Here is a 25,587-nt window from a genome sequence, read left to right on the forward strand (position 1 = left end):
TCCGCAGTAGCTCAGTGGTAGAGCTATCGGCTGTTAACCGATCGGTCGTAGGTTCGAGTCCTACCTGCGGAGCCATTCTTTTATGGAGAGCTGTCCGAGTGGCCGAAGGAGCACGATTGGAAATCGTGTAGGCGGGTAACCCTGTCTCAAGGGTTCAAATCCCTTGCTCTCCGCCATAAAAATACAATCTGTTTTTATCTGGCCCCTTGGTCAAGTGGTTAAGACACCTCCCTTTCACGGAGGTAACACGGGTTCGAATCCCGTAGGGGTCACCAACGTATTTTCGGAGGATTAGCTCAGCTGGGAGAGCATCTGCCTTACAAGCAGAGGGTCGGCGGTTCGATCCCGTCATCCTCCACCATGATTTTTTAAAGTTAGTAAAAATAATCTTCAATTTTTATTGTCGCGGGGTGGAGCAGTCCGGTAGCTCGTCGGGCTCATAACCCGAAGGTCGCAGGTTCAAATCCTGTCCCCGCAATTGGTCTGGTAGTTCAGTTGGTTAGAATGCCTGCCTGTCACGCAGGAGGTCGCGGGTTCGAGTCCCGTCCAGACCGCCATTTCTTTTTGAAATAGGCTTTATAGTGTGGCTCAGTAGCTCAGTCGGTAGAGCAAAGGACTGAAAATCCTTGTGTCGGCGGTTCGATTCCGTCCTGAGCCACCATTTTTATTCTATTGATTATATGCTTGCCGGTTTAGCTCAATTGGTAGAGCAACTGACTTGTAATCAGTAGGTTGGGGGTTCAAGTCCTCTAGCCGGCACCATTTGGTTTTTAACATCATAATATGTGGAGGGGTAGCGAAGTGGCTAAACGCGGCGGACTGTAAATCCGCTCCCTCCGGGTTCGGCGGTTCGAATCCGTCCCCCTCCACCAAAGTTTTTTTTACAGCAAAATAACCAATGTTTTTTCACTTTAGTGAAAATAACTATCTTTTGTAGGGGTATAGTTTAAAGGTAGAACGAAGGTCTCCAAAACCTTTGGTGTGGGTTCAATTCCTACTACCCCTGCCAATTAATTTTATTATGGCGATTGTGGCGAAGTGGTTAACGCACCTGATTGTGGTTCAGGCATTCGTGGGTTCGATTCCCATCAGTCGCCCCATAAGACCATTTTGTAAGATAATAAAATTTTATCATTGGGCTATAGCCAAGCGGTAAGGCATCGCACTTTGACTGCGACATGCGTTGGTTCAAATCCAGCTAGCCCAGCCAATTTGCGGAAGTAGTTCAGTGGTAGAACACCACCTTGCCAAGGTGGGGGTCGCGGGTTCGAATCCCGTCTTCCGCTCCAACATATGGCGGCATAGCCAAGTGGTAAGGCAGAGGTCTGCAAAACCTTTACCACCGGTTCGAATCCGGTTGCCGCCTTCAAGTGTTTTATTTACTTTTTATAGCGTGTTTCAATGCGCCGGGGTGGCGGAACTGGCAGACGCACAGGACTTAAAATCCTGCGGTAGGTGACTACCGTACCGGTTCGATTCCGGTCCTCGGCATTACCTTTACAAAATTTTATTATGCCGGTGTGGCGGAATTGGCAGACGCGCACGACTCAAAATCGTGTTCCGCAAGGAGTGTCGGTTCGACCCCGACCACCGGTATCTAAAAAAACCCACAAATGTTGTAATATCAACATTTGTGGGTTTTTTTGTCGTTTAGAAAATAAAAGATTACCTTGGCGGTCATACATAAAGGATGATAGCTCGAGAATAGCTAAAAGAAGGAGGAGTGGTCCTCATAAAGGGTCCTTTGCTTAAATCCACTACATAGGAGCCAAAAGATTCCCGTTGAACCCAAAAACTCATGTTAAAGGGAATCATAGGAGCCAAAAGATTCCCGTTGAACCCAAAAACTCATGTTAAAGGGAATCATAGGAGCTAAAAGATTCCCGTTGACCCAAAAAATTATGATAAAGGGAATCATAGGAGCTAAAAGATTCCCGTTGACCCAAAAAATTATGATAAAGGGAATCAGACGATCCATCTGATCCCGTTGAGCCTAGTGACCTATTTGTAAATTAGCTCATTTCAGGATATTTGACAATTTGGAAATCTCTTACATAAAATTAACACTAGCTTAATAGTAGAATTATATAATTATCACTGGCAAGAGTTTGCTAGAATATTTAATTAAAAGGAATACATATAAAAAGGAGGAAAATATGAATAGAAGACATAAGAAGAGATTAAGTATGGTCACGGTGCCTGCTTTACTTATCAGTTTATTTTCACCAGTAGCTAATACTACTGCAAAGGCTGAAACTAGCGTAGCTACTGATTTGATAATCTCAGAATATATCGAGGGGTCAAGTTTTAATAAAGCAATTGAGCTATACAATGGAACAGGCGCAGAGATTAATCTAAGTGGATATACACTTGAACACTATAATAATAGTGGAAGTGCTATAACAGGAACAACTACTACGGATAAGGTTTTACTATTAGACGGTAAGCTCGCTGCTGGCGATACATACGTGATATCTCGTTCAGATGCTGATCCTGCTATTGCTGCGGTAACTGATAAAATCGATGATAGCAAACAAATAATTAATTTTAATGGTAACGATCAAATCGTACTTAAGAAAAATGGAAGTGTTATTGATTCAATTGGACAGGTTGGATCAGTGGAAATTTCCCTTGCAGATGTATCCTTAGTTAGAAATAGTGATGTCTTAAAAGGCGATACAATTATTAATGATCCTTTTGATAATACAAAGGAATGGACTAATTTAGGGAAAGATACGTTTTCGAATCTAGGGGAGCATACCTTAGGTGGTTCGTCTGAAGAGGAACCAACCGAACCTGAAGCACCACTAGAAGCTATTACAGTGGCAGAAGCTCGTGAAGCTGGAGCAGGTCAAACAGTAACCATTGAAGGCATTGCTACAACAAAGAATGGACTTTGGGGTTATGATACCTTCTATATGCAAGATGAAACAGCAGGTATGCTCATCTACAGCAGCCCGAAGGATGTTCAACCTGGGGATAAAGTAAAAATTACTGGAAAGTTATTAACCTATAAGAACGAATTAGAGCTTCAACCGACTAACATGGAAATTATATCTTCTGGTAACAATTTTCCAGAAGCTCAAGTTATAGCACCAACAGCTAACGAAGATACTCAAGGTGAATTAGTAAAATTGGAGAATATTACAATTACAGCTCTAGAAAGTGATAGCTATGGAACAGCTATTTTCCAAGCAAAGACGGAAACAGGCGATCAGGTACGCGTGATTCATGATAATCGTACAGGTTCTGATTATTATGAACTGATTAAACACTATAAAGAAGGCGACAAAGTTCATTTAAAAGGAATTGGATCGATTGATAATGATGGATATCATGTAAAAACCTTTGGTCTTGAAAGCTATGATTTAGTAAACAAACCAGCAGTTTATGTAGAACAAGCGGAAGGAACAGTACCAGCAGGAACAAAGATTGAACTGAAATCTGGTATTGAAGGTCCTGAGATATATTACACAATTGATGGTTCAGTGCCAACAATCGAAAGTACTAAATATGTTGAACCCATTGCATTAAATACTGGAGACACAACCATTAAAGCCATTGCAGTAACTGGAGATAATGTGAGCGAAGTATTTAGCTTCACTTATACTATTTTAAATACAGTAGGCGTAAAAATTCGTGATATTCAAGGAAAAGGACATGTTTCAAAATATAACGGATCGTCAGTTACGGGTATCACGGGTGTTGTAACGCATGTTATTAGCGGGTCAACATTTATCATTCAAGATGATAATGCAGACGATGACAAAGCGACATCAGAAGCAATTCAAGTATACAAATCATCTCATGGTATGCTTGTTGGCGATAAAGTAACCGTTGACGGAATTGTAGAAGAATATGGCGGCGGTGCTAACCTATCTAAAACTGAAATTAACGTAAGTGCTTTAACAAAAACAGGAACAGCTGAGTTACCAACACCACTAGTAGTTGGTAAAGACATCATGCCTCCAAATAAAATCATTGATAATGATGAAATGAAATCATTTGATCCTAACGAAGATGGAATTGATTTCTGGGAATCCGTAGAATTTATGCGCGTTTCATTCCCAAATGCGAAGGTAGTGGGTCCACCATATTCTGGCGATGTTCCGATTGTAGTAGAAAGCACAACCAATAATATATTTAATGTTAACGGCGGCCTTAATATCGCAGCTGATGATTATAACCCTGAAAAAGTCTTCTTAGATAATGTTGGTAATAGTAAATACTTATCAGGTGATCAATTTAAGGGTGATGTTGTTGGTGTCATTTCTTATTCAAGTTCTGGATTCCAACTTTTAACAGACAAGGAGACATTACCTGAAGTAACAAGAGCAAACATACAACCAGAAGTAACGAATATTGCTCCAGCTGAAGACAAATTAACTGTAGCAACTTACAATATGGAAAACTTCTCAAATAACAAATCAAACACACCAGATGAAAAAGTAGTTAAAATAGCGAAAACATTTGTAAATAATATGAAAACACCAGACATTATTACATTGGTAGAAGTGCAAGATAATGACGGTGAAACTGATTCTGGAAATGCAGATGCAACCGAAAGCTACGAACGGCTAATAGCAGCAATCAAAGCAGAAAATGGACCTGCATACGAATGGACAGATGTTACACCTGTAAACAATGATAACGGTGGTGCACCTGGAGGTAATATCCGTGTTGGGTACCTATATAACCCTGACCGGGTTACATTCGTTGAAGGAACAAAAGGTACAGACACACAAGCAAATGCTTGGAGTGAAACAGGTAATTTAACGCTTAACCCGGGTGTAATTGAACCTTCTAAATTCCCTGATACACGTAAGCCAATCGCTGCAGAATTGAGTTCCAAGGTGAACGAGTAGTTGTCATTGGTACTCATTTGAATTCTAAAGGTGGAGATCAATCCTTATGGGGAACTAACCAGCCTCCTAAATTAAATTCAGAGGCAGAACGCCTTGGTTTAGCACAAACAATTAATGATTTCATTGATGAAGGACTTGAAAAAAACCCCAACTTAAATATTGTTGTTGCAGGAGATATGAACGATTTCGAATTTACTCCAGTTCTTGAAACACTTAAAGGTGATAACTTAACAAATATGGTTGATCAAGTACCTGCAGAAGATCGTTTCTCTTACTTCTTCCAAGGAAACAATCAAACGTTAGACCATATTTTAGTTTCAAACAACTTATTAAATGCTACAACAGCTGACATGATTCACATCAATGCGAACTTTACTGAACAAGCATCAGACCACGATCCAGTTTTAGTTCAAATTGATTTAGCTAATGCAGCTAAAAAATATGCATTAAGCATAATGCATACAAATGATACCCATGCAGCTTTAGACAAAATGCCTAAAACTGTAACAGCAGTAAAAGAAGTCAGAGCAGAAAAACCAGATGCATTGCTTTTAAATGCAGGGGATGTTTTCACCGGAACCTTGTATTTCAATGAATTCCAAGGACAAGCGGACTTGGCTCTAATGAATCTTATGGGCTATGATGCTATGACATTCGGTAACCATGAGTTTGATTTAGGTTCATCGGCTGAAGGACATCAAGGCTTAGTTGATTTTATTAAGGAAGCGAAATTCCCATTTGTAAGTGCAAATGTCGCTTTCGCTCAAGATAATAAATTTGGAGGAATTTTCAATGATTCCTTAACAGCTGAAGCAGTGAATGGTCAAATTTATAATGGTATTATCAAAGAAGTAAATGGTGAAAAAGTGGGTATCTTTGGTTTAACTACTGCAGAGACTAAAGATCTTTCCAGCCCTGGAGCTATAACTTTTGAAGATTATAAAGCAGAAGCAGAAAAAGCAGTTCAATCGTTGGAAGCACAAGGTGTCAATAAAATTATTGCCTTAACTCATATTGGGTATGACGATAATGCGGCCATTGATAATGACTTAGTTTTAGCAGAAGAAGTTGAAGGTATTGACGTAATTGTTGGTGGACATAGTCATACAGAATTGGCTGAACCAGTAGTTGTTGCAAAAGACGCAACACCAACTGTAATTGTTCAAACTGGTAATGCAAACAGCAAACTAGGTATGCTTGATGTTGAATTTGATGGAAATGGTATTGTAGTTGGACAAGCTGGGGAATTAATCGCAATTGGCGCACAAGCTGATGATCCAGAAGCAGCAGCATTGTTAGCACCATACAAAACGAAAGTAGATAGTGTAGCGAAAGAAGAAATCGGTGTAACAACAACAGTAGAATTGGAAAACCCACGTACAAATGGTGATAATACAGCACCAAGTGTACGTAAAAACGAAACCATTCTTGGCAACCTTATTACGGATGGAATGCTTTCAAAAGCAAAAGAATTCACAGGTAAAAATGTGATTATGGCATTGCAAAATGGCGGTGGAATTCGTGCAGCAATTAATGAAGGACCTATTACAGTGGGTGAAGTAATCACTGTTCTTCCATTCGCTAATACATTAGCAACAATGGATGTAAGTGGTGCAGAATTAAAAGCAGCATTTGAAATCAGTTTCAGTAAATATCCTGGAGAAAATGGCGGATTTTTACATGTGGCTGGTGGTAAAGTAGAATTTGATTCTACTAGACCAGTAGGGGAACGCGTTGTATCTGTATCGTATTTAGATGATAATGGTGATTATGTAGATGTTCAAGATGACACAATGTACACTGTGGCAACTAACGCCTTTACAGCTAAAGGTGGAGACGGCTATAACGTATTCGCTACAGCTTACGAAGAAGGACGAGTTACGGACTTAGGTCTTTCGGATTGGGAAAACTTCCGTGATCAGTTAGCAGGCAATGGCAGTGAAGGAATCCCAACTGAAGTTGAAGGCAGAATCGTTGATGTAGCAGGTCAATTTAACTTAACTGTTATGCATACGAATGATACCCATGCTGCCTTAGACAACATGCCGAAGACAGTAACTGCTGTAAAAGAAGTTAGAGCAGTAAACCCTGAAGCACTACTTCTTCATGCTGGGGATGCATTCACTGGAACCTTGTATTTCAATGAATTCCAAGGTGAAGCTGACAAGGCCATGATGAATTTAATGGGCTTTGATGCGATGACCTTTGGTAACCATGAATTTGATTTAGGTTCTTCAGAAGAAGGACATCAAGCATTGGTTGATTTTATTAAGGAAGCTAACTTCCCATTTGTAAGTGCAAACGTTGATTTCTCAAAGGATGCAAAATTCGATGGAATATTCAATAATTCCATCGCAGCTGAAATTCAAAATGGTCAAATATACAATGGAATCATTAAAGAAGTAAACGGAGAGAAAGTGGGTATCTTCGGCTTAACAACTGAGGAAACAGCTGATATATCCAGCCCAGGGTCCATTGCATTCGAAAACTATCTTGCAGAAGCAGAAAAAGCAGTACAAGCTTTTGAAGCACAAGGCGTTAACAATATTATTGCATTAACTCACATTGGTTATGACGATAATGCAGCTGTTGATAACGACTTAATCCTTGCTGAAAAAGTAGAAGGCATTGACATTATTGTTGGTGGACACAGCCATACAACATTGTCTGATCCTGTTGTAGTGGCAAAAGATACAACACCTACTGTAATTGTTCAAACTGGTAATGCCAACAGCAACCTAGGTATGCTAGATGTAACGTTCGATGAAAATGGTGTTGTAATTGACCAGAATGGCAGCTTAGTTGCAATCAACGATCAAGAAGCTGATCCACAAGCAGCAGAAGTATTGGCACCATACAAAGCACAAGTTGATGCCGTAGCTCAAGAAGAAATTGGTGTATCAACTCCAATTGAATTAGAAAATCCACGTACAAATGGAGATAATACAAAACCGAGTGTACGTAAAAACGAAACCATTCTTGGCAACCTTATTACCGATGGTATGCTTATTAAAGCAAAAGAATTCACAGGTAAAAATGTGATTATGGCATTGCAAAACGGTGGCGGAATCCGAGCGGCCATTAATGCTGGTCCGATCACAGTTGGTGAAGTAATCACTGTATTACCATTTGGTAACACATTAGCAACCATGGATATTACTGGTGCTGAGTTAAAAGAAGCATTTGAAATTAGTTTCAGTAAATACCCAGGAGAAAATGGCGGTTTCTTACATGTGGCCGGTGGTAAAGTGGAATTTGATTCTACGAAACCAGCAGGGGAACGTGTAGTATCTGTTAAATATTTAAATCAAAATGGTAATTATGTAGAAATTCAAGACGAAGAAACTTACACAGTTGCCACTAATGCTTTCACAGCTAAAGGCGGAGATGGTTATGATGTCTTTGCGAAAGTATATGAAGAAGGACGAGTAACAGACTTAGGTCTTTCAGATTGGGAAAACTTCAGGGATCATCTAGTAAGCTTAGAAACTATTTCTACAAAAGTTGAAGGGCGGATTGTAGACGTAAGTGATGAACAAGGTAATAAACCGGGAGAAAATCCAGGCAATAAACCAGGCGAAAACCCAGGTAACAAACCAAGCGAAAATCCAAGTAAATCAAATGAGGTTAAACCGCCAGTAGTTAAAGAAGCTAACAAGTATACAATTAGTGATGAGGCTCTAAAAAATCTTGAAGAAAAAGCAATCGTTGTTATTGAAGTTGATAATAAAATTAATGCAACTGTAACACTGACGAAAGAACAGATTCAAGCTTTAAAAGATGCTAGTGCAGTAATTCAGGTTAGCAATGGAAATGTAGATGTACAAATTCCTGCTTCAATCCTGCCGTTAGCAGAAAACCTAAATATTAAAGTGAAGAAAATGGCAGCAAATGGTTCACTAGCTGTTTATGACTTTACCATTGAAGCAGATGGCAAATTGTATCATGAGTTCAGAGAAAAAGTTAAACTTACATTCAAAGTTGATCCAAAACAAATTGTGAATCCTAAGAATGTAAAAGTTTATTATTGGAATGTAGAGGAAGGAAAGTGGGAACTAATCGGGGGAGAATACAAAAATGGTGAAATCTCAGCTTATACCGATCATTTCAGTACGTATGGTGTATTCGAAGGCGAACCAGAATCTAATAAGATTCCTGCTCAAGCTGATCATGAACTTCCGAATACAGCAACAAACAACTTTAACATTTTACTAGCAGGATTATTATTAGTTCTATCTGGCGGCGTTTTATACTACGTTAAAAGAAGAAATGCTATTTCAAATTAATAGGTAATAATCAAAAGAAACAATGAGATATTATGGAAATCAACATTCAATTATTCGTTTTTTATAAGTAATTGAAAAAAAGTAGGCGTGCTAATTTATTGCACGCCTTTTTCTTCGTTATTTGATTATTCCTTAATCGTAATTTTTCGATTTTTAAATGACCCCGAATGTTCAAGTTTGATATGCACTTCAAATGACTTAATACTATCTTCATGGAGCAGGGAATCCTGATCATTTTGCTTTTTCCAATCGGAATGATATTTTCTGTAAAGCTGGTGCTCCAAGTTAAAGAAATCGATTTCATGTTTTAACCCTAATTGATATAAATGCCGCATCTCCGATATGATTCCCTTTTTTACAAACTCCTCCATGGCATCCACATTAATTGTGTTGTTCCTCATGCGATTACTCACAATCCCATTCGCAAGGTAGAGGATTGTAAAGCGAAAGTTTCCATTTTGCTTTACGGGCTGGATTTTGACCATTTGGTCTTCAAGCACCGTAATAAATTCAGGGTTTTCTATATTTGGTAATAGGATGGATGCGCGGACGTTTTTGGGCGTCAGCCAACGCATCCCTTTCAAGTCATCAAACGGAAAATAACCTTTATACTTGCCGCTATGTAGAAAAAAACCTCCATCGATGGCTAGTTTCGCCTCAGACTTTTTATTCTTCTTCCACTGGGTGTCATTAACCGTAAGCTAAGGTATATAAGTGGTCCGACCAGGGTCAAAAAACTCGCGTGCAAATTGATTTAACTTTACGGGCTTGAGGGTTGAGCTTTGCTCATATGAACTTTCAGGACTATGCAGTATGGTGTCCAATGAGCTTTGATTAAAAAATCCAGTAGTTGAAAGAATGTCGACCTTGGGAGCCTTGGTCCCAAAAATCCATGGAGTTGGCCGGAATTCATAATAACGAGTCAACCCATCAAAAACACTGCCAAGTCCCTTATTTAGTACATTCTCGCTCAAAACAATTGCCGTCACATTTGCCCACAGCATCCGTTCTTGAGCAGTACGATGTTTCGCTTCATGCTACTTTCTCCGCTTCTGAATAAATGAAATTCCAAATTTCTTTCGGTCAAATGGGTTCACTAACAAAGCCGATAAATATTCTTTGAATGTTAACGAAGCAATAGGTTCGAGATAAGCGATTTTAAATGATTCCAAAATAGAAAGATAAATTAGAATGCTAAAGAATCCAATCGTAAGCCCGTACACTCCTAAAAAAATGGATAGTATTAAAGTATAAAAACGAAGGATACTTACGGTTCCAACCAATGATTGGTTCACTAGCGTATAGCTTGCCACCGCTGTTAAGGCAATAATAACAATCATCGTTGGGGAAGCGAGCCCAGCTCGAATAGCTGCATCGCCAATGATAATACCTCCGACAATGGACACCGTTTGTCCAAGAAAGGTTGGCATTCGGATTCCAGCTTCTCTTAATAATTCAAACAACGCAAGGATAAAAATCGCTTCAAGTCCGGTTGGTAACGGCAATCCTTCTCGTGAAACAACAACAGTGGCCAATAGGGCAAACGGCAGTTGGTCAATATTGACAGAAGCAAGTGAAACCCAAAATCCCGGTAGAAAAATAGCCACCCCTAGGCTGATAATTCGTATAAACCGTCCAAACTGAACAAAATAGTAAGGGAAATGAACATCCTCAGGCGATTTAATCAACTCAAAAAGATTAGTGGGTCCAATTAATACAGATGGCGAACCATTTACAATTAAAATAAATCTTCCCCGCAACATGCTTTCGATGACAAAATCTGGGCGTGTGACATAATCGAATAATGGAAACAACGAAAATGAGCGGTCGGATAGCCATTGCTCTAATTGGCCACTGCTCACAACACTTTCGCCATTAAAATCTGTAAGGCGCTTTCTAATTTCCTGAATCATGTTTTGATTGGTTCTATCATTTAGATAAAGCATTGGAACCTCTGTTTTACTCAGGGAACCTAAGGTGAAGGATTCGCAATAAAGCTGTTCCGCTTTCATTCGTTTGCGAATTAAAGCGATGTTTACATTCATCTCCTCGGTAAAACTATCCTTCGGTCCTTTAATCGTAACCTCGGTATTCGATTCTTGAAGACTTCGTTGAGGCACCTTGCTAATATCGAACACATGAAAAAATGGCGTTCCCTCCTGAAACACAATCAGCGAACCTGAAAACAAAAGACTCACTATTTCATCCATTTTTTGGATATATTGGACTGGCGGGAGCATGTCGGAATGACTTCGTGGTTCTTCGTTACTGATGCTAAGGAGAATCCGGTTAAAATACTCATTTAATTGTGTTGAATCTAGCATCCCTTTGCAATAAAAGGCTTGTAGCATCTCACCTATTTCAGTTGGAATGAATTTTACATCGGCATAAGGAAGAAAAAAAGTTTTTACCTCATCGCATTTCAACGTTCCTTTTGCTAAAGTATGATTTATTTGTTCCGTGTTCATATGCGCTGGATTCCTTTCTTCATTGGCAAGTGGCCAATGATCAATAATTCCAACGAAATTATTACTGCACTTATTAAAGCAGCTGGATAAAAGTATTTTCCGATGATGGTTTGCACCCATATATCACTTAACGGAATTATCGTCATTAATCCTAAAAGAAGTGTAGAAACGGCAAACACCTTTTTGTTAGAAGCGGGTGAAAAGCCTTTAACCATATCTGCAAGTAGGAAGAGGCATAAAGAAACCCGGATTAGTTCGCCACTTAGAAATTGAAATACTGCTAAAAAGTCCACATGGGATATATATTCTCCCAAGGTAATCAGTCGCCATTGTTCAAAAGCTGGGAATCGCATATCAGAGGCAACAGCTGGTCCAAATGAAGACAAGGAACCCATGGTTGGCCCAAGAATTAAACCGACTAAAATGGTGATGAGAATAATAAGGTTCAATAAGGTAAACGATTTTTTTAAATGTTGCTGAAGAAGTAAAAGCACAAGCAAATCCGAGCTCCCCCCAAGAATAATGATGGTTCCTTTTACAACGGGGTGATAGCCATCAGAAAGAATAGGGAAAAGATAGGAATAATCTTTATCACTTATGGTAAACCAAGCAACAAATATCCCAAGCAGCCAAACAATTGGCAATAATACAGCTGATACATAGACAATCGATTTTAAGCCATTATAGGCCGCCCAAGAACTAATCAGCAAAAATGGCAGCATTACAACGAAGGATGATGTTCGCGGCAGGAAATATATATTAATGGATTGAATTAAATCATAAAAAGAAATCGCACTAATCGCGAAAACATACGCCGCAAGGATGCTGATGAAAACGGTGGAAATCACACCTCCTGCACGTCCTTTTATCCACTCATATAGACTTAGGCGCTGTTGATTTTTTTTCATAATCAAGTAAAGGATAAGTCCCCAAAATAGTAATAAAACATAAGAAACCAATACGCATATCCATGCATCCCGTTTTCCTGTTGTTAGTAAATGAGGCATGATGAGCACATGATTGGAAATTCCAATAAAAAGGATCAGAACAAAAAATAGTTGAGTCCGAGAAAAATGCATATAAACACCCCAAAAATTCCACTGTTGTTAGGTTTTGTTAGTCCTTCCAAATTATGCATAACAAATTAAAGTTCATTGGGAGCGTTTCTCTATGATTAAAGTGTTTTTATAACAATAGTTTGGCAGAAATTGCCCTAAATAACTAGTTGACGGATTTCGACAAAATGCTGTAGTATATTAATATAATTTAATAAGACCTCACTTTTTTTCAGTGAGGTAGAGGCGCGATATTTAACAGTCTTTAGTGGAGCTTGAGAAGCCGTGATGCTAAGGAGAAGGAAATGTCGCCGAAGTTTGTAATATTCTCAATATTACATGCTGGGTCTGTAGTTAAGAACTGCAGGACTGTCTCAATAAACTTTCCGGTTTATTGAGTTGTGCTATCTCATTTGGGATAAAAGAGTGGACTTAAGGGAACTATGCATATTGCGGCCTGAGTTTATCTCAGGCCGTTTTTTGTTTATAGTAAACTATTAAAAAACAGGGGGAGAGCAACATGAGAAATAAGTTATCATTATTTATGGTTTTATTGGTTTCGGCTATGGTTCTATTAGCAGGATGTGGGACAAGCAAGGGTTCTGATTCTGGAGCATCAGAGGATAATACGTTTACGGTCGGCCTTGAAGCGGGATATGCGCCATTTAACTGGACTCAAAACGATGATTCCAATGGTGGAGTTAAAATAGACGGCTCTGCAGAATATGCAGGTGGGTATGATGTGGAAATCGCAAAAAAAGTGGCTGAAGGTTTAGGGAAAGAATTAGTTATTGTCAAAACAGAGTGGGATGGCCTTGTACCAGCTTTACAATCAGGTAAAATTGATGCAATTATCGCTGGTATGTCACCAACAGCAGAACGTAAAGAAACAATCGACTTTTCAGATAACTACTATACATCCAATTTAGTGATGGTTGTAAAAAAGGGCAGCAAGTATGAAGGTGCTACTTCTATCCAAGACTTCAAAGGGGCAAAAGTTACAGCTCAATTAAATACCTTCCACTATTCAGTGATCGATCAAATTGAAGGTGTAGACAAGAAAACAGCAATGGACAACTTCCCAGCTATGAGAGTAGCCCTTGAATCAGGAATGATTGATGGATACGTTTCTGAGCGTCCAGAAGGAGTTAGTGCCTCAGCTGCAAATGAAAACTATGTAATGGTTGAATTTGAAGAAGGATTTAAAACATCAGCAGATGATACAGCAATCGCAGTCGGACTTGAAAAGGGCAGCGACTTAACAGATAAAATCAATGAAATTTTAGCTGGTATCTCAGAGGAAGACCGTACCAGTATTATGGATAATGCTATTAAGAATCAACCAGCAGCAAATTAATCATGAGAAACCGGCTGTATTGAATCATACAGTCGGTTTTATACAGTAAAGGAGGATAAAAGATGAGTTTTGAGTGGGTCATTAAAATAATTGCAGAAAACTGGCCTATGTTCCTTCGTGGCGCTGGTTTAACACTATTGATCTCTCTTATAGGGACAATTATTGGGGCAATTATTGGATTAGCGGCAGGGGTAATCCGAACCATCCCAATGCCTGAACGTGGGGCAAAGAAAGCTTTGTTAAATGTAATTAACGCAATTCTATCAATCTATATTGAATTCTTCCGTGGAACACCGATGATTGTACAAGCGATGGTTATTTATTATGGTTCTGCGTTAGCATTTGGTATCGATATGAATGTTTTTGTTGCAGCGATTATTGTTGTATCAATTAATACGGGAGCCTATATGGCTGAAATTGTACGTGGTGGGATTGTTTCGGTCGATAAAGGACAGTTCGAAGCAGCTCATGCTATCGGAATGACTCATTTCCAAACGATGTGGAATGTAGTATTGCCACAGGTTGTTCGAAATATTCTACCGGCAACAGGGAATCAATTTGTTATTAATATTAAAGATACGTCCGTGCTGAATGTTATATCCGTTACAGAATTATATTTTGTTACAAAATCGATTTCGGGTAATAACTTTAGATATTTCGAATCATTTTTCGTAGCATGTATGATTTATTTTGTGATGACCTTTATTGTAACAAGAATATTGCTATACCTTGAAAAGAGATTAGATGGTGCTGACAACTATACGATGATTGGAAACGACACACAAGGAGAAGTAAATCAAAAATAATGGGAGAAGGAGGAGAGAGAATATGGAAAAGATTATTGATATTCAACATTTAAACAAATCCTTTGGAACACATGAAGTATTAAAAGACATTAATTTTTCGGTGAATAAAGGAGAAGTTGTCTCCATCATCGGATCCTCAGGATCTGGTAAATCAACTCTTCTTCGCTGTATTAATCTATTAGAAAAACCAAGCGGCGGACAAATTATCTATCATGGCGAAAATATTTTAGATGAAAAGCATGATGTAGCGGATTACCGGAAGCATTTAGGCATGGTGTTCCAACAATTTAACTTATTTAATAATCATAATGTTCTAAATAACTGTGTGGTAGGACAAATAAAAGTATTAAAACGCTCCAAAGAGGAAGCAGAAGTAGTAGCGATGAAGTACTTGAAGGTTGTTGGAATGGACAAATATATCAACGCGAAGCCAAAGCAGCTATCCGGCGGTCAAAAGCAGCGCGTGGCGATTGCAAGAGCACTTTCCATGGAACCAGATGTAATGCTATTTGATGAACCAACATCCGCACTTGATCCAGAAATGGTAGGAGAAGTTCTAAAAGTCATGAAGGAACTCGCAGAATCAGGTCTTACAATGTTAATCGTAACGCACGAAATGGAATTTGCAAGAGAAGTATCAGATCGCGCTGTATTTATGGATAAGGGAGTTATTGCGGAGGAAGGAAGTCCAGAGCAAATTTTCAATAATCCAACACAAGACCGTACTAGGGAATTCCTAAAACGTACTTTAAAATAATTACCTTGATTGAGGCATAAGAAGTGGAGCCAGTTTGAAACTTGGCTCCATTTCTTATGGAAACTTAATTCCTATTTTATGTTTAAATAATACGAGCGGTTACCATGCCAGAAATTTGATTGATTTTTTCCTCTAATGCCGGAATAACATCACCATTTACTTTATTATCAATGTCAATCATAGTATACGCGTATTCCCCTCGGCTTCGGTTAACCATATCCGCAATGTTTAAATGGTAACTTGATACAGCGGACGTGATCTGTCCGACCATGTTTGGAACATTGTGGTGAAATGCCACTACTCGTTGCTTTCCTGTATAAGGTAGGGAAGTATTTGGGAAATTCACTGAGTTTTTGATGTTTCCAGTTTCTAAAAATTCCTTCACCTGACGGGCTGCCATTATAGCACAATTTTCCTCGGATTCTAATGAAGAGGCACCTAAGTGCGGAATCGGGACAGTATTTTTCATTTTAAGCACATTTTCATTCGGGAAATCTGTAATATATCTTCCAACTTTCCCGCTTTCAAGAGCTGTTGCCATATCATTTTCATTCACAAGCTCACCACGTGAGAAGTTTAAAATATGAACACCCTGCTTCATTATACTAAATGTTGCACTGTTAAACATTTCTTTTGTATCCTCGGTAAACGGTACGTGTACAGTAATATAATCAGATTCTGAGAACAACTGTTCAATTGTGAGTGCCCGCTGTACATTCCGTGACAAATTCCAAGCTGTATCGACAGAGATAAATGGGTCAAATCCGATCACATCCATATCTAAATCAAGCGCATCATTCGCTACAAGTGCACCAATTGCTCCCAAACCAATGACACCTAACGTTTTTCCTTTAATTTCTTTTCCGACAAACTGTTTTTTTCCTGCTTCCACTAGCTTTGGAATTTGGTCACCTTCACCATCTAATGCCTTTGCCCAAGCAATACCGGCAAAAAGGTTTCGTGAAGAAGATATTAATGAGGTTAGCACCATTTCTTTTACGGCATTGGCATTTGCACCAGGAGTATTGAATACAACGATACCTTGCTCTGTACATTTTTCTACCGGGATATTATTCACACCTGCTCCAGCTCTTGCGATTGCCTTTAAATTATTGCCAATTTCTAATGCGTGCATATTGAAGCTGCGAACAAGGATTGCATCCGGATTTTCACTGCTGTTATCAATCTGAAAATTGCCCTTATTGAATACCTTTAGTCCAGTTTCCGCAATATTATTGAGTGTTTTGATCGTTTTTACTTTTTCTAAAGTGATAGTGCTCATAATTTCCCTCCTAATTTTTTGCTTAAATAAACAGAAAGAGGTAAGGGATATAAATCCCTTACCTCTGCCCAGGCGAACGGCTGCGACACCATGTGCTCCCTCGCGGTTATCCGCGTTTCGCCAGTTACACATGGTCTTTTTTAATTTAGTTTATATTATCATAATTCTCCGAAAATGGCTATCAAAACATTTTCAAGAAAACAATCACATTGATTGTTGACAAAGTATTAATCTACTATTAAAATTAAAAATTATTTGAAGATATTTTTAACTCTATTAAATAACTAAATAATTAGAAGGCTATGATTGCTATGGATCACACTATAGCAGGAGCAGCTTCTGGAGAGACCGCTGGAATTTAAGCGGCGCCGAAGGGTTCACAATCTCAGGCAAAAGGACAGAAGAGTACTGAATATTTATTTGTAATGCTGCTTATCTTTAGCATGACTAATATTATTTGCTATTCTTATACCTAAGAGATTGGGGACATCCAATCTCTTTTTTTCGTTTGGAAAAGAAGAAAGAGCAGTCACTCATAAAGATATTGGGTAAAATCAATGCTCATTGTTTCACATTAAAGGTTTTAAGGAGGAGTTAGGTTTGGCACAGCAAGAATTAAAGAGAGAGTTAAAAAATCGGCATGTTCAACTAATCGCAATTGGCGGCACTATTGGCACTGGATTATTCTTAGGATCTGGTAAAGCGATTCAACTGGCGGGTCCGTCCATCATCTTTGCTTACTTAATTGTGGGTATCGCCGTTTTTTTTGTTATGAGGGCACTAGGAGAACTCCTGTTGTCTAAAGCAGGGTATCAATCTTTTACAGATATTGCCGAAGATTATCTTGGACCTAGGGCAGCGTTTGTAACCGGATGGACGTATTGGTTTTGTTGGATTATGGTTGCTATGGCTGATGTGATTGCAGTTGGTCTATATGTACAATATTGGTTTGATATCCCACAATGGATACCTGCCATTATCTGTTTAATCATTTTATTAGGACTGAATCTATTAACGGTAAAGCTTTTCGGAGAATTAGAGTTTTGGTTTGCTTTAATAAAAGTAATAACGATTCTCGTATTAATTGGCATTGGGGTTATTTTGCTGGTGATGGGATTCAAGACAGATGTTGGAACAGTTACGGTTCAAAACCTTTGGCAGCATGGAGGACTTTTTCCAAACGGCATTTCAGGTTTCTTACTATCTTTCCAAATGGTCGTCTTTGCCTATGTCGGTGTGGAATTAGTGGGTGTATCGGCAGCGGAAACAGCCAATCCAGAAAAAAATATCCCATCGGCAATTAATAAAATTCCTGTAAGGATTCTATTCTTCTATGTTGGCGCTCTGATAATCCTATTGTGTGTGAACCCATGGACAGAGCTAAATGCTGCAGAAAGTCCTTTTGTTAAAACGTTTGGTTTAGTCGGAATTCCGGTTGCAGCAGGAATTATAAATTTTGTCGTCTTAACTTCAGCCGCTTCTGCTTGTAACAGCGGGATGTTTTCAACCAGCCGGATCCTGTTTAATTTAGGAAAAAATGACCAGGCACCAGCCAAGTTTGCAAAACTGAATAAAAATTATGTACCAAGTAATGCTTTATGGGTATCTGCACTAGTCGTATCAGTAGGCGCTCTATTGAGCAAACTGATTCCGGAACAAGCTTTTGGTATCGTGACAACGATTAGTGCAATTTGTTTTATTTGGGTTTGGGGTGTCATTCTCATTTGCCATTTACGTTACAAGAAAACACAGCCAAAATTGCAGGCTAAATCAAAATTTAAAGCACCATTCACACCATTTATTAATTATGCTGTTCTAACGTTGTTTGCTGCCATTCTCATCATTATGCTGGTTGCAGAAGAAACACGTCCTGCCTTATTGTTGACACCTTTATGGTTTATATTATTATTTACTTTGTATTCATATAGAAGAAAAACGGAAAAAAGTATTAAATTATCGGCATAGAAGCAGAGCGCTTTTCACATTGAAAGGCGCTCTTTTGAGTGTAATGGGCCTAAAAATATCTCACAAGAAACTTCAAGCTGATGAATTAAATTTAAATGATGTGGTTAAAGTCACTTTATTTATCTCGAATATGGATGATTTTACTAGAATAAATCAGGTGTATTCCGAGTATTTTGTTACCCATAAACCAGCGAGAACAACAGTTGAGGTTGCGCGATTGCCTAAAGATGCAGGGTTGGAATTAGAAGCGGTCGCGAAAATGCAAATAGAGTGATAGAATTTCTTCATAGGGTAAAAGATTTGATAAATTAGAATTTAAAAGAGAATATGCTTTACTGCAATGTGTTTCTTTTTAGAAAGTAGGTATTGAATGCTTATACTGTCAGAACAACAAATTCGCTCACTTTATACGATGAAGGATGCCATTCAAGATTTGGAATCCGCCCTGGCTGATTATATAGAAGGGAAAATCCTAAATCCGCACAGGACAGTCTTAGATTTTCCAGAGAAAAAAGCGTCTGCGCTCTATATGCCGTCCGCTATCGAATCAATAGGGAAGTCTTCAGTGAAGGTAGTGACCATTTTTCCAAATAATCCTTCCGTTGGGAAATGGACAACTCAAGGGGTTATTCTATTAAGTGATACGAATAACGGAGAGCATTTAGCCTGTTTGAATGCATCTTATTTAACAAGATTAAGAACCGGTGCAGTCAGCGGTATTGCAACCAAACATTTAGCGAAGAAAAATGTAACCTCAGTTGTGGTCATTGGATGTGGTGCGATGGCAGAGGAACAGCTTCAGGCTGTTTTGGAAGTCCGCGATATCAAGTCAATCATGCTGTACAATCGGACGAAGTCAAAAGCACTGGCTTTTGCTGAAAAAATAAATGACTTGGCGCCAACGTATGCTGGGGAAGTCCACATCATGGAAGATGTCAATGAGGCGGTGTCAAAGGCAGACATTGTCATCTGCAGCACCCGCTCAGAAACTCCTTTATTTTCCGGAAGTGCGTTGCAGCCAGGAACACATATAAACGGTGTTGGATCTTATCTGCCACACATGCAGGAGGTTGATGAGGAAACACTCCTTCGCTGCTCAAAGATTGTCGCAGATACAATTGAAGGCGTAAAGGGAGAGGCTGGCGACTTCATTATACCGGCAAATGCCGGAAACTGGAGCTTCTCGGAATTGCACGGTGAAATTGGAGAATTAGCAGCCGGTCAAATTCCTGGGAGAGTAACAGATGATGAAATCACATTCTTTAAATCCGTCGGCATCGCCTACTTTGACCTAGCTGTTGTCGCTGCCGTCTATGAAAAAGCCATTCAAGCAGGGATAGGAACAAAAGTAGAAATTTAATGTGGAATATATGACAAAAGGGTGACAGGCGCCTCGTGGCAGCCATCACCCTTTTTAAAGGAGAAAGGAGTATTATCCTCTTTGGAAGATAAACTCCTTATATATAACGTAACCCTCCTAATTTTTAGCAAATACACCGTCAACTTCAACCGTCTCAAATATATTTATAAATGCATTTTCATCATGTTTTCGGACAATTTTTTTTATTTGTGTCGTTTCGTAGCGTGTAACGACCATCATGATAATCTGTTTTTTCTCTTGGGAGTAACCGCCATAACCTTCCATAATTGTAATCCCTCGATAGATTGATTCCAATAATTCCTTTCGTATTAACTCACCTTTTGAAGTAACAATCTGCATGGTTAATTTAATATGATCCGTGTGAATAGTATCAATCATCTTACCGGTTAAATAGATAGACAAAAGCGTGTATAAGGCGATATTCCAACTGAAAGCAGCTCCAGAAATTAGAACGATGAGGCCGTTCATACCAGTAAGCAGAAGACCAACACTAACATTACTTGTTCGCGAAAGAATAATCGCAATGATATCTAAACCACCAGAGGTTCCGGAGGACTTTAAAATGATGCCTACACCAAGGCCTCCAATGATCCCTCCAAAAATAGTTGAGAGCAATATATTGTCCGTAACAGGATCTGTGGGCAACAGATATAAGAAAACAGAGAGTGATACAACACAAATTAGGGTATTGAGCGTAATCATTTTCCCAAGTTTATAATAACCTAAAATCAGTAAGGGTAAATTAAGCAGCAGATTCATTAAGCCAATATCAAATGGAGTGACTAACCCAATTAAAATAGCAATACCGCTTATACCGCTGCTCAAGATTCCATAAGGAACTAGAAAGAAATTAAAGGCAAAAGCCACCACCAATGAACCTATAATCACAATTAAATTTTTCAAATCCATTAACCCCCTTGATAAAGTATAGTATTAATTTTTTTGCATAAAAAAAACCCACCCCAAAATTGGGACGAGTTTGTGCTCGCGTTACCACCCATATTCCGTAAGTTCCATAATAGAAACAATTCGGCTCTTTAGTCAACGTACTACATACGTGCTCCATCTTAACGGTGGAAATCCGTCAAAGCTTACTGGTTTCAGCCTTGCATCTCGGAGATGATTTTCAGATAAGATTGTCCATCGGCTTCCACCAAACGCCGACTCTCTTCCAGAACAGATTCTTTTCTTACTCTTTCTCGTCATAGATTTAATTTATAAAAAATAATTTATCATGAGTGAAATGGCGAGTCAATATATTTTATTTATATAGTTTTAAATTGAATATTCAAACTAGTAAATCTGTACATACGTTATCCTTATTTTGATTCATCACATTGAACTTTATCATAAGAGATGAGTCTTTATATAATAAATAGGTACCTGACCGAATGGAATTTAAGTTATACGGTCAGGTACCTTAGTCAAAATTACATACAAGCTTTATATTCTTTCATAATGTTGTTGATGATTGTTTTAACTGGCAGGATTTCTTTGATTTCATGGACTCGTGCACCTGCAAAAACTAAACCATTCTCGCAATCGCCATTCATAGATGTAATCAAAGAATCTAGCGTGCAAAAACGATAAGAACAATTTTTTAGGCAATCCATGCACTTCTTAATTTTCACCTTTTTATCATCGGCAATAAGTTCAGTGAATTGGTTCTTAATCGCACGCCCCTGAAGACCAACAGTTGTTTTTACTAAAATAGTATCCTCCTGTCCACAATGAATATATTTTTCTTTAAATGATAACGGTGCATCACACTCTTCACTAGCCACGAACCTCGTTCCCATCTGAACTCCGGAGGCCCCTATACTTAGGGCACGCGCAAGATCTTCTCCGGTCATGATTCCTCCAGCAGCAATAACTGGAATCTTAACTGCTGTAACAACTTCCGGCAATATATCGAATAATGGTCTTTCGGTCCCAAGGTGTCCGCCGGCTTCATGGCCTTCTACAACAACGGCAGAAGCACCAAGGCGTTCTGACAACTTAGCAAGCTTTGCTGAAGACACGATTGAGATGACGGGTATGTCGGCTTCTCTGCCCCAAGCATACATATCTCTTGAAATTCCAGCACCTGAAATGATGAAATCAACCTTTTCTTCAATGGCAGCTTTCATTTTTTCAGCAAAGTCGTTCATGGCAAAAAGGACGTTTACGCCAATATAGCCGGAATCCTTCATGGCTTCTTTCGCCTTCCTTATATGTAATCTCATTTCATCGATTGTTATCCCAGTTCCTGAAATGATTCCAATTCCACCAGCGTTTGCAACAGCTGATGCGAGCCCGCTTAAGGAAATACCTACACCCATACCGCCTTGCATGATTGGTACCTTTGGCATCATATGGCCTATTTTTAATTGTGGAAAATTCAAAAAAATACCCCTTTCTAGAAGATATAATCGGAACCAGGGGACGGTTCTGCCGGTTTTTTTGTCGGTGTTTACCATAATTACCCCATGGTTTACCACGGTTTAGATATACTCGTAATTTCTAAACATCTGTTTTGTTAGGAATGGAATCGCTAGTTATAATGCTTAGCTTCGTTTTCAAGAAGGCAGCACTGCCAACATATACACGTGTCTCAGCTACAAGGGCGAACAAGAGGGTGCCTGCTGCAAGGTGAAACATTGCCCATGAGAGTTCAATAGACGAAATGATCGTCAGGATTCCCAATACGACTTGAATGAGAACCGTTATAGCTGAAAAAATAAGCCGATTCTGAAGTTTCCCTTCCCATCCCTTTTTAAAAGACCAAAAGACAAGAAAGAAGATGTACAATGCTGAAATGAATGCTAAGCCTCGATGAATGGTTTGGATGATTTCCGGACCTGTCATGGGTAGAAACGAATTTCCACACCGAAAAGAACCACATATCATTCCCAATGATTCATGCTTCACATATGCCCCAAATCCAAAAATCAATAGTAAAAGAACAAGTACGATATTGAAGTGTCGTTTTATCCTTTTTTGTTGGTCAGAACGATCGGACGGATACGTCTGAATGTCCGCCTTCACTTCTGCCCGCCGCCAGATCCAGATGAGAATTGCTAGAAAAATCATGGCTATAATTAAGTGACTCGCTATGATACTTGTGGGCAAATCTTTTAACACAACGATTGCACCTAAAAGCACCTGAATGATAAGTAAAACAAGCATCCAGTATCCAACTGCACGAACCGAAGGATTTACTTCAGTACGCAGAATTTTGGTGAACAGCACAAAAGAAACGATTCCTAGAATAGCCCCAATCACTCGATGAGTGAATTCAATCAACGTTTCTCCATGTAGAGTTGGAATAATTTCACCATTACATAAGGGCCATTCAGGTCCACATCCCATTCCGGACTTCGAAGAAGCCACATAGCCCCCAAAGACAATTAATAAATATGTAAGCAAGATGGTTAACAAAGCTAAACGCTTTATTGTCACGCTCACCCCTCCTTAAAAGTAGCTTATTACGAAAACATCCCCATGTTCCGTATTACCATTTTTCCCAAAATTATCTAAGGGGAAAATGATAATTATGAACATTTTGTGAACTAATTTTTATAGGGATAGGAAAAAGGTTCTTGGAGTGTATAGTTGGGGGCTAATCGTGCCCGTTCAGGATGAAAAAAGAGGTTAACGGTAACGAATAGAGGCTAATCGTGCCCGTTCGGGTTGAAAAAAGAGGTTAGCGGTAACGAATAGAGGCTAATCATGCCCGTTCAGGCAGAAAAAGGAGGTTGGCGGTAACGAATAGAAGTTTTCATAAAAGAATATATTAGTGGTTAAATGTAAAAAAGAGTATATCCTCTATTTGAAGATATACTCCTTATCAATCTACGCGCCTGATTTATTAGCTACCTGGGTATTAGTAACAATGCTAGGATTGTTTTCTGTCTTACTCATGTTTTTGTTGACCAAATGCAAGGCTAATCCGGTAAAGATAAAACCGCCGATAAAGTTTCCAATGGTTACCGGGATTTGATTCCAAACCCACCAGTCGGCAATCGTGATATCTGCCCCCATGAGGATCGCGGTTGGCAAAACAAACATATTTACCACGGCATGCTCAAAGCCGTGCGCGAAAAATATAAATACCGGAAGCCACATGGCAGCGATTTTTCCGATAACAGAGTTGGAAACAAAGGCCATAAATGCGCCTAAGGTAACCATCCAGTTACATAAGATTGCTTTTGTTACGGACAGGATCATTCCATCACTGCCTAGGCTTTTATAGGCGATTGTTTTTCCTTCCGCTACGGCAATGATTTTTTCAATCATGGCTCCTTCCATCACATGCCCAAGCTTCGTTACAGTAATATAAAATAAGATTCCATAAAGTAAACTGCCTAATAGATTTCCAATAAATGCCCAAAAGAAGTTATAAAACACGTTCTTACTAGAGATTAATCCCCTTAACCTCGCAAGTGGCAGCATAGCAAAATTTCCCGTCACCAGTTCAAGTCCTAACAGTAAAATAAGGACAAATCCAACTGGAAATACAAAAGCACCGACAATTCCCAGTTTTGTTTCCGTCGCAGCCGTAAAGGCAAGGGTTGTTGCAAATCCTAAATATGCACCAGCCAGTCCTCCCTTTATTAATAACTCTTTAATAGATAAGGACGATTTATAGGCACCTGTTAATGCAACATCCTCCACCAACTTCCCAGGTTTAACATAGTCCAAGCAGATCACTCCATTTATGTTTGTAAGTAAGCCGAAATCATTAACAGAGACCGCTCCAATTCAGAAATTTAAAAGAATGTTAGGGTAGCGGCGATGTTTAAAAGATAAGGGTTACTAGCTATTTTTTATTCCGATGAAAAAGAATTTGCAAAAAAATGAGATTAGTAAAAATGCTGAAATGAGCATAAATGAATTTCCCAATTGGAACTGCTGCTCTGTTAAATAATTATTGCAGAGACGGATCGGTGAATTAGCGTAAAACCACCCCATTACGAAAGACATCGAAATCACATTCGCGCAAACAAACCCTTTGACCGTTAAATGAAGACTTCTCCAGCTTAGGGCAAGTGGAAAACCAATCAATAAAGGGATAGTTATAAACTTTATCGTTTCAAAAAGGGCGCTATTCAGAGCCGCATCGATCGACCGCGGCAGGATCCAATAAATGTTAGCAAAAAAAACAATTAGTAACCCAGGAATACCATAATGATTGTACCTGGACAAAAGGAGGGACATACGCTTTTTTAGTCCGATTCCAAGAATATAGCCAGCCAAAGCTAGCAAAGGAATTTGGATAAGCATTTGTCCAATCATCGATTCTTCTAAACCATGTCTAATTGGCGGTATACTTAAAACCAAAACCATTCCCAAGCTTATAAACATTCTTTTCATTCGGATTCTC

The 25,587-nt window shown here is 39.0% G+C and carries 17 protein-coding genes, 16 tRNA genes, 1 pseudogene, 3 riboswitches and 1 other annotated feature; of the genes and pseudogenes, 24 read left to right on the forward strand and 10 right to left on the reverse strand.

Annotation, left to right across the window (positions count from 1 at the left end):
• The 18 genes from MLOOGBEN_RS25345 (at position 1) to MLOOGBEN_RS29510 (ending at position 9,151) form a co-directional block, all read left to right on the forward strand.
• Positions 1-75, forward strand: a tRNA-Asn gene (locus MLOOGBEN_RS25345).
• A gap of 9 nt (positions 76-84) precedes the next feature.
• A tRNA-Ser gene (locus tag MLOOGBEN_RS25350) sits at positions 85-176 on the forward strand.
• Positions 177-200: 24 nt separating this feature from the next.
• A tRNA-Glu gene (locus MLOOGBEN_RS25355) sits at positions 201-275 on the forward strand.
• Positions 276-285: 10 nt separating this feature from the next.
• Positions 286-361 (forward strand) — tRNA-Val (locus tag MLOOGBEN_RS25360).
• Positions 362-404: 43 nt separating this feature from the next.
• Positions 405-478, forward strand: a tRNA-Met gene (locus MLOOGBEN_RS25365).
• 2 nt (positions 479-480) lie between these two features.
• Positions 481-557 (forward strand) — tRNA-Asp (locus MLOOGBEN_RS25370).
• A gap of 28 nt (positions 558-585) precedes the next feature.
• Positions 586-661: transfer RNA gene (locus MLOOGBEN_RS25375), tRNA-Phe, on the forward strand.
• A gap of 25 nt (positions 662-686) precedes the next feature.
• A tRNA-Thr gene (locus tag MLOOGBEN_RS25380) sits at positions 687-762 on the forward strand.
• A gap of 25 nt (positions 763-787) precedes the next feature.
• Positions 788-872, forward strand: a tRNA-Tyr gene (locus MLOOGBEN_RS25385).
• Between the two features lie 63 nt (positions 873-935).
• Positions 936-1,009, forward strand: a tRNA-Trp gene (locus MLOOGBEN_RS25390).
• Positions 1,010-1,024: 15 nt separating this feature from the next.
• Positions 1,025-1,100: transfer RNA gene (locus MLOOGBEN_RS25395), tRNA-His, on the forward strand.
• A gap of 35 nt (positions 1,101-1,135) precedes the next feature.
• A tRNA-Gln gene (locus MLOOGBEN_RS25400) sits at positions 1,136-1,210 on the forward strand.
• A 4-nt stretch (positions 1,211-1,214) separates the two neighbouring features.
• Positions 1,215-1,289, forward strand: a tRNA-Gly gene (locus MLOOGBEN_RS25405).
• Positions 1,290-1,295: 6 nt separating this feature from the next.
• Positions 1,296-1,366, forward strand: a tRNA-Cys gene (locus tag MLOOGBEN_RS25410).
• A 39-nt stretch (positions 1,367-1,405) separates the two neighbouring features.
• Positions 1,406-1,491, forward strand: a tRNA-Leu gene (locus MLOOGBEN_RS25415).
• Between the two features lie 23 nt (positions 1,492-1,514).
• Positions 1,515-1,596 (forward strand) — tRNA-Leu (locus MLOOGBEN_RS25420).
• A 560-nt stretch (positions 1,597-2,156) separates the two neighbouring features.
• Positions 2,157-4,865, forward strand: a complete 2,709-nt coding sequence (locus MLOOGBEN_RS25425; RefSeq protein ID WP_179161065.1) for a chitobiase/beta-hexosaminidase C-terminal domain-containing protein — start codon at positions 2,157-2,159, stop codon at positions 4,863-4,865.
• 17 nt (positions 4,866-4,882) lie between these two features.
• Positions 4,883-9,151, forward strand: a complete 4,269-nt coding sequence (locus MLOOGBEN_RS29510) for a 5'-nucleotidase C-terminal domain-containing protein (protein ID WP_256989277.1) — start codon at positions 4,883-4,885, stop codon at positions 9,149-9,151.
• 125 nt (positions 9,152-9,276) lie between these two features.
• On the opposite strand, the gene MLOOGBEN_RS25445 is transcribed toward MLOOGBEN_RS29510, so the two are convergent.
• From MLOOGBEN_RS25445 to MLOOGBEN_RS25455, 4 genes and pseudogenes are all read right to left on the reverse strand, one after another.
• Complete coding sequence (locus tag MLOOGBEN_RS25445) at positions 9,277-9,795, reverse strand: Ger(x)C family spore germination C-terminal domain-containing protein (RefSeq protein WP_179161147.1); 519 nt, start codon at positions 9,793-9,795, stop codon at positions 9,277-9,279.
• 57 nt (positions 9,796-9,852) lie between these two features.
• Positions 9,853-10,158 (reverse strand): annotated as a pseudogene (locus MLOOGBEN_RS29005) (Ger(x)C family spore germination protein); the annotation flags it as partial.
• A 30-nt stretch (positions 10,159-10,188) separates the two neighbouring features.
• A complete protein-coding gene (locus MLOOGBEN_RS25450) occupies positions 10,189-11,619 on the reverse strand; it encodes a spore germination protein (protein WP_179161066.1) in 1,431 nt (476 codons plus the stop codon).
• Positions 11,616-12,698 (reverse strand): endospore germination permease, encoded by a 1,083-nt coding sequence (locus tag MLOOGBEN_RS25455; RefSeq protein WP_179161067.1) that lies wholly within the window; start codon positions 12,696-12,698, stop codon positions 11,616-11,618. The genes MLOOGBEN_RS25450 and MLOOGBEN_RS25455 overlap by 4 nt, the downstream gene beginning before the upstream one ends.
• A 209-nt stretch (positions 12,699-12,907) precedes the next feature.
• Positions 12,908-13,089, forward strand: a riboswitch (Lysine riboswitch).
• A 105-nt stretch (positions 13,090-13,194) separates the two neighbouring features.
• Between MLOOGBEN_RS25455 and MLOOGBEN_RS25460 the strand changes: the two genes are divergently transcribed.
• The 3 genes from MLOOGBEN_RS25460 to MLOOGBEN_RS25470 all read left to right on the forward strand — a co-directional run bounded on the left by MLOOGBEN_RS25460 (position 13,195) and on the right by MLOOGBEN_RS25470 (position 15,594).
• Complete coding sequence (locus tag MLOOGBEN_RS25460) at positions 13,195-14,031, forward strand: transporter substrate-binding domain-containing protein (RefSeq protein ID WP_179161068.1); 837 nt, start codon at positions 13,195-13,197, stop codon at positions 14,029-14,031.
• 62 nt (positions 14,032-14,093) lie between these two features.
• Entirely contained in the window at positions 14,094-14,837 is a 744-nt protein-coding gene (locus MLOOGBEN_RS25465; protein WP_179161069.1) for an amino acid ABC transporter permease, read from the forward strand.
• Positions 14,838-14,859: 22 nt separating this feature from the next.
• Complete coding sequence (locus MLOOGBEN_RS25470) at positions 14,860-15,594, forward strand: amino acid ABC transporter ATP-binding protein (protein ID WP_218781329.1); 735 nt, start codon at positions 14,860-14,862, stop codon at positions 15,592-15,594.
• Between the two features lie 82 nt (positions 15,595-15,676).
• On the opposite strand, the gene MLOOGBEN_RS25475 is transcribed toward MLOOGBEN_RS25470, so the two are convergent.
• Entirely contained in the window at positions 15,677-16,876 is a 1,200-nt protein-coding gene (locus tag MLOOGBEN_RS25475) for a phosphoglycerate dehydrogenase (protein WP_179161070.1), read from the reverse strand.
• A 59-nt stretch (positions 16,877-16,935) separates the two neighbouring features.
• A riboswitch (ZMP/ZTP riboswitch) is annotated at positions 16,936-17,014 on the reverse strand.
• 191 nt (positions 17,015-17,205) lie between these two features.
• A riboswitch (glycine riboswitch) is annotated at positions 17,206-17,287 on the forward strand.
• Between the two features lie 189 nt (positions 17,288-17,476).
• Between MLOOGBEN_RS25475 and MLOOGBEN_RS25480 the strand changes: the two genes are divergently transcribed.
• The 3 genes from MLOOGBEN_RS25480 to MLOOGBEN_RS25490 all read left to right on the forward strand — a co-directional run bounded on the left by MLOOGBEN_RS25480 (position 17,477) and on the right by MLOOGBEN_RS25490 (position 20,201).
• Entirely contained in the window at positions 17,477-18,841 is a 1,365-nt protein-coding gene (locus MLOOGBEN_RS25480) for an amino acid permease (RefSeq protein WP_179161071.1), read from the forward strand.
• 43 nt (positions 18,842-18,884) lie between these two features.
• Positions 18,885-19,115 (forward strand): Rid family hydrolase, encoded by a 231-nt coding sequence (locus MLOOGBEN_RS25485; protein WP_179161149.1) that lies wholly within the window; start codon positions 18,885-18,887, stop codon positions 19,113-19,115.
• 96 nt (positions 19,116-19,211) lie between these two features.
• On the forward strand, positions 19,212-20,201 hold the full coding sequence (locus tag MLOOGBEN_RS25490; RefSeq protein WP_179161072.1) for an ornithine cyclodeaminase family protein: 990 nt from the start codon (positions 19,212-19,214) through the stop codon (positions 20,199-20,201).
• A 117-nt stretch (positions 20,202-20,318) separates the two neighbouring features.
• On the opposite strand, the gene MLOOGBEN_RS25495 is transcribed toward MLOOGBEN_RS25490, so the two are convergent.
• From MLOOGBEN_RS25495 to MLOOGBEN_RS25515, 5 genes are all read right to left on the reverse strand, one after another.
• On the reverse strand, positions 20,319-21,131 hold the full coding sequence (locus MLOOGBEN_RS25495) for a YitT family protein (protein ID WP_179161073.1): 813 nt from the start codon (positions 21,129-21,131) through the stop codon (positions 20,319-20,321).
• 57 nt (positions 21,132-21,188) lie between these two features.
• Positions 21,189-21,437, reverse strand: a binding site (T-box leader).
• Between the two features lie 215 nt (positions 21,438-21,652).
• Positions 21,653-22,576 carry an NAD(P)H-dependent flavin oxidoreductase gene (locus tag MLOOGBEN_RS25500; RefSeq protein ID WP_256989282.1) on the reverse strand — a complete coding sequence of 308 codons (924 nt, stop codon included), beginning with the start codon at positions 22,574-22,576 and terminating at the stop codon, positions 21,653-21,655.
• Positions 22,577-22,724: 148 nt separating this feature from the next.
• Positions 22,725-23,663: a COX15/CtaA family protein gene (locus MLOOGBEN_RS25505; protein ID WP_179161075.1), complete on the reverse strand. Its 939-nt coding sequence runs from the start codon at positions 23,661-23,663 to the stop codon at positions 22,725-22,727.
• A gap of 393 nt (positions 23,664-24,056) precedes the next feature.
• Positions 24,057-24,905, reverse strand: a complete 849-nt coding sequence (locus MLOOGBEN_RS25510; protein ID WP_179161076.1) for a formate/nitrite transporter family protein — start codon at positions 24,903-24,905, stop codon at positions 24,057-24,059.
• Positions 24,906-25,019: 114 nt separating this feature from the next.
• On the reverse strand, positions 25,020-25,577 hold the full coding sequence (locus MLOOGBEN_RS25515; protein ID WP_179161077.1) for a hypothetical protein: 558 nt from the start codon (positions 25,575-25,577) through the stop codon (positions 25,020-25,022).
• Between the last annotated feature and the right edge of the window lie 10 nt (positions 25,578-25,587).

Origin of the sequence: Bacillus sp. EB106-08-02-XG196, assembly GCF_013396335.1 — a bacterium.
In the GTDB taxonomy this organism is placed as follows: domain Bacteria; phylum Bacillota; class Bacilli; order Bacillales; family Cytobacillaceae; genus Neobacillus.